Source organism: Chitinophaga caseinilytica, assembly GCF_038396765.1.
GTDB lineage: Bacteria > Bacteroidota > Bacteroidia > Chitinophagales > Chitinophagaceae > Chitinophaga > Chitinophaga caseinilytica.
Window position 1 is genome coordinate 5,261,942 of record NZ_CP150096.1, and the last position, 17,901, is coordinate 5,279,842.

Consider the following 17,901-nt stretch of genomic DNA (forward strand, 5'->3'; position numbering starts at 1 on the left):
CATAATTCTCATTAAATCCACGCAATAAATCTTAATTTCAACACCATGATCCGGTTCGGTTTTCCCATTGCCGGATGCAGATGGCCGAAAGCCCCGGAGCGGTGGCTTTGCGCTTCACCCAAATGCGTTCGCAGGTCGATAGAACTTACCGTTTATTGACCGCTAATGGCAAAGGCTGCAGGCAGGTATAAATTACGGGGACTCGCGCCCCGGCCGGAAAGATTGACGGGCATGCGGCTCCTTCGTAAAGCAACCACTGGCAACAATTTCAGTGAATTTTAAAAAATAAATGTTAAATTCACACTCAACAGTCAATCAAAAGTAGAATCGCGTTAAAATAGTTGCAAATATTGCGTCAACTATTATCAATATAGCGTCAAAGATAAGCAGCGCCCCGGGGGCAATCCTGACACCATTAACAGCCACGTAAGTAGTGATCGATATTTGTGAACAATGAAATCTTGCACGTCCGTACCATGTTCCAACGTTATATAATTTTCGCATTCGGCGCACTCGCCGCTTTTACATCCTGCAACGATAGCCGGTCTCACCGTACCGCTGAAGCCATGCCGGATTCCGTGGATTACAATTTCCATATCCGGCCGATTTTGTCTGACCGGTGTTTCGCCTGCCACGGCCCCGACGCCAACAAGCGCGAAGCCGGCCTCCGGCTGGATATCGCCGACAGCGCCTACAAAGCCCTGAAGGAAACGCCGGGGATGCACGCCCTCGTGCCCGGGAACCCCATGAAATCGGCCGTTTTCCTCCGTATTTCGACACAAGACAGCACCCTGCGCATGCCGCCGCCGGCTTCCAACATGACGCTCACCGCCTTCGAGATCAAACTCATCGAAAAATGGATCAAACAGGGCGCTAAATATAAACCCCACTGGGCTTTCGTTGCACCCGCCAAACCCGCCGTCCCTAAAGACGGCGACGGATGGGCGCGCAACGAGATCGACCGGTTCGTGCTGGCCAGGATGGAAGAAAAAGGCCTCGCTCCCAACCCCGCCGCCGATCCCGAACGCCTCCTCAAACGCCTCAGCCTCGACCTCACCGGCCTGCCGCCCACCGCCGACCGCATGGAACGCTTCGCCAAAGACACCAGCGAGCGCGGGTACGAGAAAATGGTCGACGAATTGCTGGCAGACAGCGCCTATGGCGAGAAAATGGCCGTTCATTGGATGGACGTGGCCCGCTACGCCGATTCCCACGGCTACCAGGACGATAACTACCGCTCCATGTGGCCCTGGCGCGACTGGGTGATTTACGCTTTCAATAAAAACCTCCCCTACAAGGATTTCGTGACCTGGCAGCTCGCCGGCGACATGATGCCCGGCGGCGGCCGCGAACAGCTCCTGGCCTCGGGGTTCAACCGCAACCATAAAATCACCGAAGAAGGCGGCGTCATCGATGAAGAATACCGCGTTTCTTATGTCATAGACCGCGCCAACACCTTCAGCAAAAGCCTCATCGGCGTCACCATGGAGTGCGCCCAGTGCCACGACCATAAATACGATCCCTTCTCCCAGAAAGAATACTACGAGCTTTACGCTTTCTTCAACAACGTGAAGGAAGTGGGCCTGGAATCCGTTGTGGGCGGGCCGGAAACCTACGCCAAGAAGCCCTTCATGGAAATCACCCGCGAAGACATGGAAGGCGCGCTCCGGTTCATCAACCGGCAAGATACCAACCGCCTCATCGTATCCATCATGGGTGAGCAGGACTCCGTGCGCAAATCCTACATTCTCGGCCGCGGGGTGTTCGACAACCCGACCATCGAGGTGAAACCCGGCACCCCGGCTTCCATCATGCCCTTCAATTCGGCCGCCCTCCCGCCCAACCGGTTGGGACTGGCCACCTGGCTCTTCGATGCGAAAAATCCCCTCACGGCCCGAGTGTTCGTCAACCAGATGTGGCAGCAGATATTCGGAAAAGGGATCGTGAAAAGCACAGGCGATTTCGGGATGCAGGGAGAGCTGCCCAGCCATCCGCAACTGCTCGACTGGCTGGCGGTTGATTTCATGCAGCATGGATGGGACGTGAAGCGGCTGATGAAACAGATGGTCATGACGGCTACTTACCGCCAATCGGCCAATATCACGAAAGACAAGCTGGAAGCAGATCCGGATAATATTTACCTCTCCCGCGGGCCGCGGTTCCGCCTGCCTGCGGAAACCGTGCGCGACCTGGTACTGGCGTCGAGCGGGATGCTCGTGCACACCATCGGCGGCCCCAGCGTGAAACCTTACCAGCCCGCGGGCCTGTGGGAACTGGCCACTTCCGGCCGCGGATCGCTGGCCACTTACCGGCAAGACCATGGCGAAAGCCTGTACCGCCGTGGGTTGTACACGTTCATCAAAAGAACTGTCCCGCCCCCGTCCATGATGATCTTCGACGCCAGCAACCGCGACCAGTGCGAAGTGAAACGTTCCGCTACCAATACGCCACTGCAGGCGCTCATCATGCTCAACGACCCAACGGTACTGGAAGCCTCGCGGGTATTTGCCGGGAAACTCCTGCAAAAGGGCGGCGATACGGAAAAGAACATCCGCCAGGCGTTCCTCGCCATCGTTTGCCGGACGCCGGAAGCGGCGGAGGTCGACGTGCTGTCGAAATACTTCGCGCAGCAGCAGGCCTGGTTCAAAAGCAAGCCCGCCGAAGCGGAAAAACTCCTCCGCCATGGCGAATTCCCCATGGCCAAGGGGCTCGATGCCTCCTCCTGGGCCGCCATGATGCAGGTCATCACCACCATTTACAACCTGGAAGAAACTTTATCCAAAACCTGATCCCCGGTAAAAATACGCGCCATGAAAAATGAATTCATTGAGCGGCACCTGAACATGAACCGCCGCAAATTCCTGTCGAATCTCAGCCTCGGTGTGGGCAGCGTGGCCCTCGGCTCGCTCCTCATCCCCGACCTCTTCGGCAGCCGCACACCGGAAGAAGCGGCCTTTGTGCCGGGGATGCCGCACTTCGCGCCCAAAGCCAAACGGGTTATTTACCTGTTCCAGAACGGCGCGCCCTCGCAGCTCGAAAGCTTCGACTACAAACCGAAACTCCGCGAAATGATGGGCCAGGAGCTCCCGGCGTCTATCCGCATGGGACAAAGACTGACGGGCATGACGGCCGGCCAGTCGTCGTTCCCCCTCGTCGGCTCCCATTTCGATTTCCAGCAATACGGCCAGGCCCGCGCCTGGATCAGCGACCTCTTTCCGCACACCGCGAAGATCGTCGACGATATCTGCATCGTCCGCTCCCTGTTCACCGAAGCCATCAACCACGACCCCGCGCTTACCTTCTTCCAGACCGGCGCCCAGCAGGGCAACCGGGCCAGCTTCGGATCGTGGATGAGCTATGGATTGGGCAGCGAGAATAAAAACCTCCCGGCATTCTGCGTACTGCTGTCGCGCGGGAAAGGCAACGGCCAGGGCGTGTACTCCAAGCTCTGGAGCAACGGCTTCCTCGACAGCATCCACCAGGGCGTACAGTTTAGCAGTGGCGACAGTCCCGTCCTGTATCTCAACAATCCCGAAGGCATCGATTCCACCAACCGCCGGCAAATGCTCGATCAGCTGGCGGCGCTGAACGATAAATCGTACAAGGAATTCGGCGATCCGGAAATCAGCACCAAAATCCAGCAATACGAAATGGCATACCGCATGCAGACGGCCGTTCCCGAACTGACCGACCTCTCGCGCGAGCCCGACGATATCCTCAAAATGTACGGACCGGAATGCATGGTGCCCGGCACTTTCGCCGCCAACTGCCTGCTGGCCCGGAAGCTTTCCGAAAGCGGCGTGCGCTTCATCCAGCTGTATCACCAGGGATGGGACCAGCACGGGAACCTGCCCAACGAAATGGCCGGGCAGGCGAAGGATGTGGACCGCGCGTCCGCGGCGCTCATCACCGATCTCAAACAACGCGGGCTGCTCGATGAAACGCTCGTGATCTGGGGCGGCGAATTCGGGCGCACGAATTATTGCCAGGGGAAAATGACGGCCGACAATTACGGCCGCGACCATCACCCCCGCTGCTTCTCCATCTGGATGGCCGGCGGCGGCGTGAAACCCGGCATCGTTTACGGCGAAACCGACGAGTTCGGGTACAATATCGTCAAAGACCCCGTGCATGTGCACGACTTCCACGCCACCGTGCTGCACCTCATGGGCCTCGACCACGAAAAACTCACATTCAAACACCAGGGACGCCGTTACCGGCTCACAGACGTTGCGGGACAAGTCATTCCCGGACTGATGGCCTAAATACCGAAACATGGAAAGAAGAAAATTCATCCGCGCCGCGGCGCTCACCACCGCCGGGTTCTACATCTCCCGCGACCTCTTTGCACGGCCGAAAGGCCCCGTTTACGGGCATAACAAAATGCGGTTCACGCTCGACGAAAAGTGGGCAAAGGCCGACGTGTCCCGCTTCCCCGTGAAAGACTGCCACGAAATGGTGCAGGACGCGAAGGGAAGGATCATTTTGCTCACGAACGAGACAAAAAACAACGTCCTCATCTTCAATAAATCCGGGAAACTGCTGCAAAGCTGGGGAACGCAATTCCCCGGTGCGCACGGCCTCACGCTGGCGAAGGAAAACGGGGAAGAATTCCTGCTTATCACCGATACGGATTTGCACCAGGTTTACAAAACCACGCTCGACGGGAAAGTGCTGCTGACGATCGACTATCCGAAGGAAAGCGGGAAATACGATAAAAAGGAAGCGTTCGTGCCGACGGAAACCACCGTGGCGGAAAATGGGGATATCTACATCGCAGACGGTTACGGTGCGCAATACATTTCCCGGTTCGACCGCAACGGCAAGCTGTTGGATATTTTCGGCGGTCGCGGTGAAGGCGACGCCCATCTCGACAATGCCCACGGTATTTGCATCGATCGCCGGAACGGTGCGCCTACCCTGCTGGTCACCGACCGTACGCGGAATTGCTTCAAGCGGTTCAGCATGGACGGGCAATTGCTGGAAGTGATCTCCCTGCCCGGCGCCTGCGTGTGCCGGCCCGTCATCAAGGGCGATCATTTGTACGCTGCCGTGCTCCGTTCCCCGGAAATGGGCAAGGAAGCCAGCGGGTTCGTGACGATCCTCGACAAAAACAATAAAGTGGTGTCGAACATCGGTGGTACGGAACCGAAGTACGCAGACGGCAAGCTGCAGCCGATGGAGCAGGCGGAAAAGATCTTCGTGCACCCGCACGACGTGTGCGTGGACAACGACGAGAACCTGTATGTGGCGCAATGGGCGTCCGGAAAAGTATATCCCTATAAACTCAGCAGAGTCTGATGAACCAACATAGCACAAAATGGCAAAGCATCGGCGGAAGCCTGCTGCTGGCCAGTAACATATTCGTTTTGGTATTGCTCCTGGCGGGCGACCGGCTCGCAGTGCCTTCGTGGCTCCAGGTGGCGGGGCGCATGCATCCGCTGGTATTGCATTTCCCGATCGTGCTCCTGCTGATCGGCGCGGTGCTGCCGTTCGTACCGATGCGCAACCCGGAAGCGGTGGCCTGGAGGAACCAGGTGACGGCGGTGATGTTGCTGCTGGGCGCGCTCAGTGCAGCCGTAACCGTGATGATGGGATTGTTTTTGTCGCGCGAAGAAGGATATTCGGCCGAGGGGCCGCTGTTCTGGCATAAATGGGGCGGCGCCCTGTTGCTGTGGACGGCTTCCGCCCTTTACTGGTTACGGAATAGTTTGAAGGGTTGGGGGAACCGGGGGTTTTCGCTCGGGATGATCGTGCTGCTGATGGTGACGGGGCACTTCGGGGCGGTTGTCACCCATGGCGAAAACTTCGTGCTGGCGCCGGTAACACCCGCGTTCGTACGGCCGGTAGTGCCCATCGACCAGGCGGAACTGTTCGCGCATGTGGTACAGCCCATCCTGGAAGAAAAATGCATGAGCTGCCATAATCCCGGCAAGGCGAAAGGCGGCCTGTCCATGAAAGATTCCGTGCAAATGCTGGCCGGCGGCAAAACCGGCGAGCTGTTCATTTCCGGCGATCCCGCGGCGAGCCTGCTCATGCTGCGCCTGCATCTCCCGGATGCCGACAAAAAACACATGCCGCCAGCCGGCAAACCGCAACTGACGGAAGCGGAGATCGCCATCCTCCACCACTGGATACAAAACGGTGCGAAGTTCGATGGAAAAGTAAAATCCCTCCCGCCGCAGGATACCCTGTACCAGCTCGCTGCCGCGCGCCTCACGCCTCCCGGTGGTGCCGAACAGCTGGACCTCCCACATGCCGACGAAAAGCTCGTCGCCAAACTTAACAATAACTACCGCGTGGTGTACCCCGTGGCGCTTTATGCGGCGCCGCTGGTCGCCAACTGGTACAACCGGGATAAGTTCGACATCGGGTCGGTGAAGGAATTGCTGCCGCTCAAAGACCAGCTGACGGAAATGCACCTGCAGAAGATGCCCGTTAAAGACGAAGACCTGGCGCTGCTGGCGCAGTTCCGCGAGCTGCGGGTCCTCAACCTCGGGTTTACGCAGATCACCGGCAAAACCCTCGGCGAACTGGCCAAACTGCCGCATTTGCAGAGGCTTTCCGTAGCAGGAACGCCTGTAGCGGCGCAACAGCTGCTGGCACTGAAAAAGGCGCCCAAACTGGATAAAATCTACACCTGGAACACAGGGATCTCATCCACCGACATGCAAAAAATCCAATCCACCTTCCCCGGTGTGGAACTGGTGAATGGATTTATCAGCGACGGACAGGAACAGCTCAAGCTCAACCAGCCCGAAATCGTCAATACCGCCGCTATTTTCAAAAACGACATGCAGCTGATAATGAAACACCGCGTGAAAGGCGTGGAAATCCGGTATACGACAGACGGCTCCGCGCCCGACAGCGTCAATTCCCCTGTTTTCAAAGACAGTCTCCGCCTCACCGAAAGCACCGTGATCCGCGCCATCGCCTGCAAAAAAGGCTGGAACGTGAGCGATCCCGTGCAATATTCCTTCAGCAAATCCACTTACCGGCCGGACAGCATCACGCTTATCAGCCAGCCCGAGGGGCAATACACGGGCAACGGCGCCAAAACGCTCAACGATGCCGAGAAAGGCACTTTCAATTACAGCGACGGCAAGTGGCTCGGGTATGTCAACCACCCGCTGGAGGCGGTAGTACGGTTCGAAAAGGCGGTACCGCTGAAGCAGGTATCTTTCAGCACCTTCCGGCACCAGGATGCCTATATCTTCCCGCCGGAGCAGATCGAAGTCTGGGGCGGAACGGATAAAAACAACCTGCGGCTGCTCCGCAAAACATCGTTACCCGCGGCAAAACAGGGTGATCCCGTGGCGCCGATCACATACAACTGCGATTTCCCGGAAGCGGAAGTTTCGTATGTGAAGATCGTCATGAAACCGCTGGGTAAGATTCCCGTGTGGCATCCCGGAAAGGGCGGCCATGGCTGGGCTTTCATCGACGAATTGATGTTCAACTGATTTTTAAGGACACAACTATCTGATAAGTAGCGCATGGCCTCCGGGCTGTGCGCTACAATAATCCTTCCCGCACCACGAGCACGAGCAGCTCTGCTACATTTTTCACTTCGAATTTCTGGAGGAGGTTTTTACGGTACGTATCGATCGTGAGGCGGCTCAGGTGAAGCTCGGCGGCGATCATGGGTGTAGTTTTGCCTTCAGACAGCAATTGCAGCATCTGCTTTTCGCGATTGGTAAGCGATGGCAAGGTGCGTTGCGGATGGGCGGGCGCTTTGGCCAGTACCCTTTTTACATCACTGCAAAAAACCACGCAACCGGCCTGCGCTTCGCGGATACATTCGATGAGCTCGCCGGTAGCAGTGCTTTTCAACACATATCCGCCGGCCCCGTTTGAAATCATCTGCAATACCACGCCGCGCTCCGCCTGGCTGCTCAGCCCCAACACGATCGTTCCGGGCGACAGCAGCTTGATTTCCCGGCACAGCTCCACCCCATTGGCATCCTGCAGCGCGATATCGAGCAGCACGGTGTCTACGGCATTGGCGGCGAGGAACTGCATGAAATCTTTCCCGGAATTGAAACTGCGGACGTCCTCAAATCCGCCATGCTCCATCAGCAGCGAGCGCAGCCCGTCTGCCAGGATGGGATGATCGTCTACCACCGCCAGTATTTTTCCATTTTCCGCCATGCGATCGTTGTTGTTCCGTGAATGTGGAAGGATAAAATTATCGATGTTTGGGCATTTAACAAACAATGGACTGGAACCGCCTGTAAAGCGGAAAACGCACTTCCGTGCGTTTTCCCTGAAAATGCTGCGTTGCAAATGGCTGGTTTCCGCGTTTATTCCGGTTTGTAAGTCAGGTTCTGATCGTCCGTACCACCAGCAGGCACTACCTTGTTCTGCACGTTCGTTTTCACCTTTCCATCGATCTCCACTTTATAGCTCACCGTCAGCGGGGCGCCATCGTTGGAATAATCGAAGTTCAGGGAACCGAAATCGAACGCCTTTACCGTTTCCAGCACGTATGTTTTGGTACTGCCGAGGAATTGCTGTTCCTTCAGTTCGATCGTGTGCGTGTTGCCCTGGGTGGTACCGTTCATTTTCCATACGGGTGAACCGTACTGGCTGGCGTCGTGGTTGGCGGCGCCGATCTGGAAATATACGTTGTCGCTGGCTTCCAGCCCCACCACCGAAATGGTGACCTTCATATTCATTTTTTTGGTGCCGGGCGCAGGATCGTCGTCTTTACCACCGCAGCCGGTAGACACAAAAGCAGTCATTGCCAACATACACAGCCCGGATAAAATGCGTTTTGTTCTTTTCGTTTCCATTACTTTTTCAGCGTTAAAATGTGAGGAATAACGCAAAGGTAGCCCCGCATCCTACCCCGGTCAATACCGGTAAACGGTGCTTTTCACCCTCCTAATTGTAGGGTATTGCCTGCTTATGCAACAAGAAAAAGCCGGTCCCCGAAAGAGGACCGGCCCAATGGTTAACCTTGCATGTACTATGGGAGGATGTTCACATCCACCGACTTCACGGCGGATTTGCTGTCGTATATCGTAGTGGTGGCCGCTTCGAACGTGGCGGTATAGCGGCCGGGGGATTTGTAAATGGTGAAGTAGGATTCCAGCCGGTTGTCTGCCATTTTTTTGATGGGCACGCCCACATCCGGGACCGCCTTGTTCAGCATCAATCCTTTCGAGATGATCCAGCTTTCCGCTTCGTCGCTGTTCGCCGCTCCGCCCGTCACCTTGAAGGAAGAAGCGCTCAGCACCCATTGCACGGCGGGGTTCTTCATTTTCACGACCGCCCAGGAGCCGGCGGCGAGGTTAGCGGCCACGGGCATGCGGGCCTGGTCTTCGTCCACCACATTGGTCGCCGAAAACGTCTGGACCGTCCAGGTACGCTGCGCTACCGCCGATTTCTGGCCCGTGTAGCGGTACGCGATGTAAACCGGCTTGCCGCCGTTGCCGAATTCCGACAGATCGATCACGCCGGAAGCCGTTTGGGTAGTGCCGGTGGAAAGGGTGGCGCGGTCTGTGATGTCCGTCCAATGCGTATTCGGGCTATACACGCTGGCCGAATCGTACACGCCGGGGAAATCGGTGGAAATGAGCAATTGCAGCGAGCCCGCCTGGTTGCCGCCCTGGCGGTACGATGTGAACTGCATTTCAGGTTTTCCGGCCGCGGTGGTGCGGTTGCGGTACTTGTACTGGTGGGTGCTGTCGCCCGCCCAGAAAGTTAAGGTATAGGGATTGCCGGTGAGGTAAAAGAACGAGGTGTCTCCCAGTGGATAGGAGTCGCTTTTTACGGTAATATTGAAATCGGGCGAAGGGGAATCCTTCGTGCTGCAGCTCACCGCCAGCAGGCCGCCCATGATCGTATACAGGAGTTTCTTCATAAATTTCGTTTTACATGTTTACCAACCCGGGTTTTGCTGCATGCTTTTGTTCAGCGACATTTCGATGGCGGGGATGGGGTACAGCAAATGCCTTTCCGACACCCTTTCCGCTGCCGTGGCCGCGTACTGGTAAGTGTTGGTAGCCCTGGCCCTGATTTCCAGCGCCTGGTCCCGCATCGCCTCCAGGTAGATACCCCAGCGGATGAGGTCCATCTTCCTAACGCCTTCGAAGCACAGCTCGCGCGCCCGCTCGTCCTGGATCTCCTGCCGGAAAGCCACCTGTCCCAATCCTGTGATATCAACGGCAGGATCGGCCGTGGCGATGGGTTTGCCGTATCCGCGGCGGCGCACCATGTTGAGGTATTCGAAAGCACCCGCGGGGCCGCTCACTTCGTTTTCCGCTTCGGCCAGCATCAGCAGCACGTCTGCATACCGGATGATGGGGAAGTTGGTGGGCGTGTAGTTTTTATTGAGGGGCCGGAGCAGCTCGTATTCCCGGCGCCATTTCCCGCAGTTGCGGTTGTAGATGCTCGTGGCGCCGATGGGCGCTTTCACCCCCGCGGAATTGAGCGTGTAATTGGCGATCGCCCAGTCGCGGCGGAGATCGCCCGCTGCATAGAGATGGTACAGCTTGTAGGTGGTACTGTTGAACCCGTAGGCATAGCCGATCTCCTGGTCGTTGGACGAAGTGCAACGCACGCCGTTTTCATTGCCGTGGCGCCCGCCGAGGCGGTTAGCATCGCTGTTGTTGCCCCAGTTGCCGGTTTCCCAGATGCATTCCTTCCAATCGTTGACGTCCTGGCATTCGTTGATGTAAATCTGCTTGTAGTCCGGGTTCAGCTCGTGCTGGCCGGATTGCACCACCTTGAGCGCCGCCGCGCGTGCATCGGCGTATTTGGCGGTGTTCTTCAGCGGTTCGCCGGCCCATTGCAGGTACATGCGGGCCATGGCGGCGCGCACGGTGGATTTGGAGATGCGCTCGGTGGACTTGATATCGGTCACCTCTCCTACCAGCTCTTCCGCCGCTTTCATTTCCGCTTCCACGAAAGCGTAAACACTCTCTGCGGAATTTCTGGCGATGTCTACATTGTTCACGGAGCTGGAGGGCTCGGTTTTCAACGGCACGCCGCCATAATACTGCACGAGCGTAAAGTAATACCAGGCACGCAGGAACCGCGCTTCGCCGATGACCGCCTTTTTCCGGCCGGCATCCATCTGTGTTTTTTCGATATTGGCGAGCAGCATGTTCGCCCGCTCGATACCGGTATAGAGGTACGTCCACATTTCGGTGACCACGGGGTCAGACCCGTCGTAATTGAACCACCAGACACCTACCAGCTGATTGGTGACGGAGTAAAAACTTTCGTCGGTGCTGGCGTTGTGGCGGATGGGGATCCTGCCGCCCCACATGAATTCCATGGCGCAGATGGAGTATACACCAGCCAATGCGGAATTCACTTCCGATTCGGTATTATAGTAATTGTTGGGAGATACGGTGGAGAGGGGCTTTCTGTCCAGGAACTTGCTGCAGCCCGTCGCAAGCGCGAGCAGGGCGAGGCAGGTGATGGAAATGAGCTTCTGCATAATCATTCAGTTTAAAATGTCAACGTTACAGTCCGAGGTTTAAGCCGATGGTAGCGGTCCGGGCGCGGGGGTACGACGAATAATCGAACCCGGGCGTGAGGGCGGAATAACCGATGGCTACTTCAGGATCGGAGCCGGTGTACTTCGTCCAGGTAATGAGGTTCTGCGCCGCAACGAACACGCGCAGGCTCTTGATCTTCGCGCGTTGCAGCAATGCCTGCGGTACGTTATATCCCAGCTGCACGGTTTTGAGCCGGAGGAAAGAACCGTCTTCCAGCGTACGGTCGGAATACACGTAGCCGTACTGTCCGCCTGCGCGGGGAATTTTGCTGGTGGGGTTTTCCGGCGTCCAGCGGCCTTCGAAGCTCTTATACTGGTTGAGGTAGGTTTTGTTGCCGTTCTCGAAGTTGATCCGGTTGGCGTTCATGACCTGGGCGCCGTACGACCACTGGAAGAACACGTTCAGATCGAATCCGCGGTAGCTGAAATCGTTCGAGAAACCGCCCACGTGCACCGGAAATCCGCGGCCGATCACCGTTTGGTCGGAAACGTTCACGACGCCGTCGCCATTGAGATCGCGGTAGCGGATGTCTCCCGGCCTGATCGCCGCGCGGGTATTGCCGTTGGTGGGAATGCCTTCCTTCAGCAGGTAGCCGCCGTTGGGCAGCGCATCGAAATCGTCGTACCCATACACCCCATCCCAGATATACCCGTAAAATTGCCCCACGGGCTGCCCGATCTTCGCGATATACAACGCCACGCTGCTGTACCAGGAGTCCCAGCCCATGGTAGACGTGAGCGATTCCTGGTTCTGCGTCAGCGCCAGCACCTTGCTGCGGTTGAACGAAATGTTGAAACTGCTTCCCCAGCGGAAATCCTTCGTTTCCACATTGCGGGTATGCAGCGTGATCTCCAGCCCTTCGTTGCTCGTTTTCCCCACGTTCTTGAACGCGCTGCCGTAACCCACGGTGGGCGGCAATTTGGCGTTCAGCAGCAGGTCAGACGTTACTTTCCGGTAATAATCCAGGCCCAGCGTAATGCGCGATTTCAGGAAAGACACATCCAGCCCCACATCCGTCTGCGCCGTGTTTTCCCATTTCAGGTCGGTACTGGCCATCGTAACGGGGATGGCGCTCTGCTGCAGTTCGTTGTTGAAGGAATAATAGGAATTCCGCACGCCGAAATCCAGCAACGCATACGTGGCGTAGTCAGACACGCGGTTGTTGCCCGTAATGCCCCAGCTGGCGCGGAGCTTCGCATTGGAAATGAACCGGATTTCCTTCATGAAACTTTCTTTCGAAATTTCCCAGGCCACCGCGCCCGAAGGGAAGTAGCTCCACTGATTGTCTGCCCGGAACTTGGAAGAACCGTCGCTGCGGAAAGACGCCGTGAGGAAATATTTATCGCGGAACACGTAGTTCACCCTCGCCAGCCACGATGCCAGCGCCCATTCCGATTCGCTGCTGGTGATGGGTTGCGGCACGCCCTGGCTGAGGCCGTTCAGCCCCAGGCTTTCGTTCGGCAGCTGGTTGGCGCTCATCCCATGTACGGCATAATGGTTCCCCTGCGCCGTGAAACCCGCCACGGCATTGAGGCGGTGGTATTTATTGAATTTCTTGTCGAACGTGAGCGTATTCTCATTCAACCAGTTGGTGCTTTCGTAATACATAATGGAACCGTTCACCTTGTACACGGTGTACGGGTTCCCGCTGCGTGTTTTCGAGTTGTTGAACGCATCGTTGCGCTGGGTATTTTTGTTGAGCCCGCCGGAGATGCGCAGGCGCAGGTTCGGGAGGATTTTATATTCCCCGAACGCATTGGCGATGAGATTGTCGACGTTCCGCAGGCGGTATTCATTTTCCGCGCTGAGGAAGGGATTGATGCGGTAATCCGTTCCCGAGTTCACCATATCGTCTATCAACTCGTCTTCGAAGTTCTCATTGATGGGCTTTTCCGACCGGATGGGCCCCGAAGGCCGGTATCCCCACGCGCTGTACAGCAGATTGTTCATAGACGACAGGCTGGGCGCGGAAGGCGTGGTACCGGTGGTTTTGGTGTTCGTATACGTCACGTTCCCGCCCACCTTGATCCGGTCGTTGATGATCTGGTCGAGGCTGATCTTGGCCTGGTAACGTTTGAACGCGGAATTGATGATGGTCCCCTGCTGGTCGAGCGCCTGGCCAGACACGGCATACTTCGTTTTATCCGATCCGCCGCGCATGGAAATACTGTGGTTCTGCTGCGGCGCCACGCGATAGAGTTTCCCCTGCCAGTCGATGCTTTCCACGTTCTTATAATCGTCCAGCGTTACGCCGTTGGCGAGATAGGTTTCGTCCAGGTCGCCCACGTTGATCTCCTGCTGGAGCTTTACGAACTCGTACGCATTCATCACCGGGATGCGCTGGATGTTCTCCATCCAGCCATAGCGGCCGTTGTAGGAGATCGACGGCGCGCCGGTTTTCCCTCTTTTGGTGGTGATGATGATAACGCCGTTGGCGCCGCGCGCCCCGTAGATCGCGGTGGCAGACGCGTCTTTCAGCACATCGATCGTTTCGATATCGTCGGGGTTGATGAGGCTGTTGTTCGCACTTTCGATGGGGAACCCGTCGATCACGTACAGCGGCGAATTATCCTGCGTAAGCGAGTTGTTGCCGCGGATGGAAATGATGATGCCCGAGCCCGGCTGGCCTTCCGACGACGAAACGTTCACACCCGCCACGCGCCCGGCGAGGGCTTCGTCGAACGACGATACCGGCGCCTTGTTCATATCGTTCACGTTCACGCTGCCCACGGAACCGGTGAGGTCCGAACGTTTCTGGGTACCGTACCCGATCACCACAGTTTCGCTCAGTTCGCTGGCCGATACTTTCAGGGTAACGTTGAGGACGTCTCGCCCATTGAGCGGCTGCTCCTGGCGGCCGTACCCGAGCAGCGAATACGTTAGCACCGCGTTGCCGGACAGGTCTTTGAGATGATACATCCCTTCCGCATCGGTGGCCGTACCGATGGGCGAGCCTTTCACGCTGACGGTCACCCCGGGCATGGGCTGCCCTTCTTCATCCACCACTCTACCGGTGATATGGATAAGCTTATTGGACGGTTGCGGCTTTGGAGCGGGACGGGCCTTTTCGATGAGCACTTTCCCTTCCATCACCCGGAACTGCAGCTGCTGCTGCGTCAATATTTTTCTGATAACGTTTTCCACGCTTTCTGCCGTGGCGGAATAGTTGACGGGCGCCTGGAAGGCCGCGTCGTTGGAAGTGTAGACGAACACGGTGCCGGCTTCTTTCGTAATGGTTTTAAGCGCGTCTTTCAGCGGCGTGTTCCTGAAATTGACGGAGATTTTTTTGGCAAGGCCCACCTGCCCCATGGCGCCCGACGATACGATCAGGAGCAAAAACACGAGCGGCGCGGCCATCCACTTTTTCGACGAGAGTAGATTGTTCCACATAGATTTGATTGTTGTGCATTCTTAATTAAAATTCAGATGGAGGCAGAATGGATCATAGCTGCATAAGGACGTGTATTTTAAGGTTGAGATAATCAGCGGGAAGGCGCGCACCCTTTGCCGGAGAGGTACACGGTGTCTGCCGAGCGCGTGGCGCGGGTGTTGGTCAGCGACGTGATCATTTTCAGGATCACATCGAGCGGTTCGCGGTCGAACTGTCCGTTGAACCGGCAAAGCGCCAGGCGATCGTTGCCCAATACAACCTGCACGCCATATCGGCGGGAAAGTTTTTCCGCGACTTCAGACAGCGGCGTATCGTCGAACACCAGTTTCCCCTGCTGCCAGGCGATCTCGTTTTCCGCGTTGGCGAGGGTTTCGGCCGTGAGCCCTGCGGAACCCGGCACGAATACGGCTTTTTGCTTCGGCAGGAGCGTCAGGGCGCGATGGCTGGCGGTGTCGCGGACAGACACCTTGCCCGAAAGCACGGTGACAGACTGGCGACGGCTGCCCGGATAGGCGGATATATTAAATGAAGTGCCCAGGACGGTTGTGCTGAGGGCGCCCGACTGGATGACGAAAGGCTTCGCGGCGTCGGGGCTCACGTCGAAATACGCTTCTCCCGTCAGCTGCACCGCGCGGGTGCTTCCTTCGAAATTTTGCGCGTACCGGAGGTGGCTGCCGGCGTTCATGATAACTTTGGAGCCATCGGGCAGGGTGATGGCGCCCGTTTTGCCGGCGGGCACGGAGATATCGACCATCCGAACCTCGCGGGGCTTCAGTTTATCCTGCTTGAGGAGGTACCAGCCGGCGGCCATGAGCCCTGCGAGCACGGCGGCCACCTGCAGCCAGCGGGCCCGGCGCGGGCGGACGCGGCGCATGAGCTTCCCGGTGAATTCGGCCTTTTCCGGATCGGACAGCCGTTCACCTTCCCCGTCGTGCCGGTCCATAAAATCATCGATCCACGCTTCCGGATTGCTTTCCAGCCATGCTTCCACTTCTTTCCGTTCATCCGGCGAAGCCGTTCCCTTTAAATATTTTTCTAATAGATATGGGTCCATCGTTGCGCTTTTAATCCGCTAAAACCTTTTGAAAGTCTGTTCTCTGCTCTTAAACACGTTTTTTTAAAGACTTGCCTATACAAGGTTTCTTTTCTTTAACTATTTTTTATTTTTAGGGTTCCGAATCCCGGGAAATGACGCTGATACGAAACATATCGCAACAACGGTTCAAGAAGATCGTGGACAGCACGGTTGACCGGCTGTATGCGAGCCTTTTCCATTTGTGCAAGGACAAGGAGCGGTGTGAAGACATTATGCAGGAGGCGTACATCCGGTTGTGGAACAACCTCGACGCGGTGAAAGACGACGAAGCGGTGATTGCGCTGTTGCGGACATATGCCCGCAATATTTTCCTGGACGAGGTGCGGAAAACGGCGCGGCGGCAACAGGGCATGCAGCATCATGTTCCAGAAGAAAAAACGGATTCCCCGGAAGATTATCTCCGCAACCGTGAGCTGAACGCCCAATTGCAGGCGGCCATCAATAAACTGCCGCCCCAGCAGCAAATGATTTTCCGGCTGCATAAGGAACATGCGCTGAGCTACAAGCAAATTTCCGCGCAGATGAAAATCGCGACGGGCACCATCGAAGTGCAAATGAACCGCGCCCTCAAATCCCTCAAGAATGAGCTTTCCCACCTCAACGGGCAACCCTGACATCAGGTTGACGGCATCACTATAAATAAGAAAGCCTCCGGATCCCGGAGGCTTTCTTTATACTAAAACGTTTTTATCCAATTTTGACGGACTTCCCTCCTGCTGCGGCGGAAGCGTAAATGGCCTCGATCACTTTCATATCGCGGAGGCCTTCTTCGCCGGGCACGTTGTTCGGACGGTTTTCGAGGATCGCTTTGGCCACGCCGTCCATATGCGCGGCTTGCTGGTTGATGTGGGTAAACGGCATGGGACCGTTGCTGGTCCTGCCCTGCTGTCCACCGTACCCGAAAGCATTGTTCACTTCGAACCAGCCTTTTTCCGCGGCGGCGTACAGGCGGTTGACGCCGGCGATGTAGGTCGTAAACGAATTGGCGATTGCGCCGCCCGGGAACTGGAGTTGCCAGGCCAGGGATTCTTCCACGTCTTTAAACTTCACCGGGTCCGTTTTCGGGAATTCCTGTGCGGTAACGGAAATGGGCTCCAGGCCAATGGTGTACCGCGCGCCCTGGATGGCGTAAATACCGACGTCCATCAGCGGGCCGCCGCCGGAAAGGGCGTGTTTGAGGCGCCACTGGTTGGGGTCTCCGGCCCGGAAACCGTCGCTGGCTTCTACTAGTTTCACCGCTCCGAAAACCTTTTCGCGGCTCAGGCGCATCATTTCCAGGTGGAACGGGTCATAATGCAGGCGGTAACCGATAGCCAGCTGTTTGCCTGCTTTTTGGCATGCGTCGATCATCTGCTGGCCTTCGCGGACATTGACGGCCATGGGCTTTTCGCAAAAAACGTGTTTGCCGGCCTTCGCGGCGCGGATGGTAAATTCCGCGTGCATGGAGTTCGGCAGCACGATGTAAACGGCGTCGATATCTTTATTACCGGCGATTTGGTCGAAGTTGTCGTAATTATAGACGTTTTTATCCGGGATGCGGTATTTCTCCACCCAGACCGGGATTTTGGAGGGCGTGCCGGTCACGATCCCCCGCAGCTCGATGTGCTGCGTTTGCTGGAGTGCGGGCGCCAGTTGGTTGGTGGCATAACCGCCCAGGCCTACCAGGGCGATGCCGAGTTTCTTTTCCCGGGAAAAGCCGGCCAGGCCGGTCAGGGGCGATGTAACGGCTGCAGCGCCAAGTATCGCCGAATATTGGAGGAAATCGCGACGGGTGTGGTTCATGGGATGTCGGGTTTTAAGGCTAGATAAGATACGGGGAATTCCGGGGAAGAACAAGTATGGGTGTCTCTCTGCAAGTTTTTTCAGCAACACATCAAAAATCAGGGATGAAAGAAACTCGG

Annotated in this window: 12 protein-coding genes; 5 read left to right on the forward strand and 7 right to left on the reverse strand. The window is 56.8% G+C overall.

What is annotated here, in order from left to right; all coding sequences use genetic code 11:
- The first annotated feature begins 476 nt into the window (after positions 1 to 476).
- Genes WJU22_RS21625 through WJU22_RS21640 form a run of 4 tightly spaced genes read left to right on the forward strand, consistent with a single transcriptional unit; the run spans position 477 to position 7,463 of the window.
- Positions 477 to 2,789: a PSD1 and planctomycete cytochrome C domain-containing protein gene (locus WJU22_RS21625; RefSeq protein ID WP_341840254.1), complete on the forward strand. Its 2,313-nt coding sequence runs from the start codon at positions 477 to 479 to the stop codon at positions 2,787 to 2,789.
- A 21-nt stretch (positions 2,790 to 2,810) separates the two neighbouring features.
- Positions 2,811 to 4,265: a DUF1501 domain-containing protein gene (locus WJU22_RS21630; RefSeq protein WP_341840255.1), complete on the forward strand. Its 1,455-nt coding sequence runs from the start codon at positions 2,811 to 2,813 to the stop codon at positions 4,263 to 4,265.
- A gap of 10 nt (positions 4,266 to 4,275) precedes the next feature.
- Positions 4,276 to 5,301: a 6-bladed beta-propeller gene (locus WJU22_RS21635; RefSeq protein WP_341840256.1), complete on the forward strand. Its 1,026-nt coding sequence runs from the start codon at positions 4,276 to 4,278 to the stop codon at positions 5,299 to 5,301.
- The gene (locus WJU22_RS21640; protein ID WP_341840257.1) at positions 5,301 to 7,463 is read left to right on the forward strand and encodes a chitobiase/beta-hexosaminidase C-terminal domain-containing protein; all 2,163 of its coding nucleotides are present in this window, start codon (positions 5,301 to 5,303) and stop codon (positions 7,461 to 7,463) included. Before WJU22_RS21635 ends, WJU22_RS21640 begins: the two co-directional genes overlap by 1 nt.
- Before the next feature lie 52 nt (positions 7,464 to 7,515).
- Here the strand turns inward: WJU22_RS21640 and WJU22_RS21645 are convergent, their stop codons facing one another.
- The 6 genes from WJU22_RS21645 to WJU22_RS21670 form a co-directional block, all read right to left on the reverse strand.
- The gene (locus WJU22_RS21645; protein WP_341840258.1) at positions 7,516 to 8,151 is read right to left on the reverse strand and encodes a response regulator transcription factor; all 636 of its coding nucleotides are present in this window, start codon (positions 8,149 to 8,151) and stop codon (positions 7,516 to 7,518) included.
- Between the two features lie 152 nt (positions 8,152 to 8,303).
- The gene (locus WJU22_RS21650; RefSeq protein WP_341840259.1) at positions 8,304 to 8,753 is read right to left on the reverse strand and encodes a hypothetical protein; all 450 of its coding nucleotides are present in this window, start codon (positions 8,751 to 8,753) and stop codon (positions 8,304 to 8,306) included.
- Positions 8,754 to 8,971: 218 nt separating this feature from the next.
- Positions 8,972 to 9,868, reverse strand: coding sequence for a DUF5017 domain-containing protein (locus WJU22_RS21655; protein WP_341840260.1), 897 nt, complete (start codon positions 9,866 to 9,868; stop codon positions 8,972 to 8,974).
- 18 nt (positions 9,869 to 9,886) lie between these two features.
- Positions 9,887 to 11,452 (reverse strand): RagB/SusD family nutrient uptake outer membrane protein, encoded by a 1,566-nt coding sequence (locus WJU22_RS21660; protein WP_341840261.1) that lies wholly within the window; start codon positions 11,450 to 11,452, stop codon positions 9,887 to 9,889.
- Between the two features lie 25 nt (positions 11,453 to 11,477).
- Positions 11,478 to 14,903 carry a TonB-dependent receptor gene (locus tag WJU22_RS21665; RefSeq protein WP_341840262.1) on the reverse strand — a complete coding sequence of 1,142 codons (3,426 nt, stop codon included), beginning with the start codon at positions 14,901 to 14,903 and terminating at the stop codon, positions 11,478 to 11,480.
- 92 nt (positions 14,904 to 14,995) lie between these two features.
- A complete protein-coding gene (locus WJU22_RS21670) occupies positions 14,996 to 15,958 on the reverse strand; it encodes a FecR domain-containing protein (RefSeq protein ID WP_341840263.1) in 963 nt (320 codons plus the stop codon).
- 134 nt (positions 15,959 to 16,092) lie between these two features.
- On the opposite strand from WJU22_RS21670, the gene WJU22_RS21675 reads away from it, so the two are divergent.
- Positions 16,093 to 16,614, forward strand: a complete 522-nt coding sequence (locus WJU22_RS21675; RefSeq protein WP_341840264.1) for an RNA polymerase sigma factor — start codon at positions 16,093 to 16,095, stop codon at positions 16,612 to 16,614.
- 73 nt (positions 16,615 to 16,687) lie between these two features.
- On the opposite strand, the gene WJU22_RS21680 is transcribed toward WJU22_RS21675, so the two are convergent.
- On the reverse strand, positions 16,688 to 17,782 hold the full coding sequence (locus tag WJU22_RS21680; RefSeq protein WP_341840265.1) for a Gfo/Idh/MocA family oxidoreductase: 1,095 nt from the start codon (positions 17,780 to 17,782) through the stop codon (positions 16,688 to 16,690).
- Positions 17,783 to 17,901: the final 119 nt, after the last annotated feature.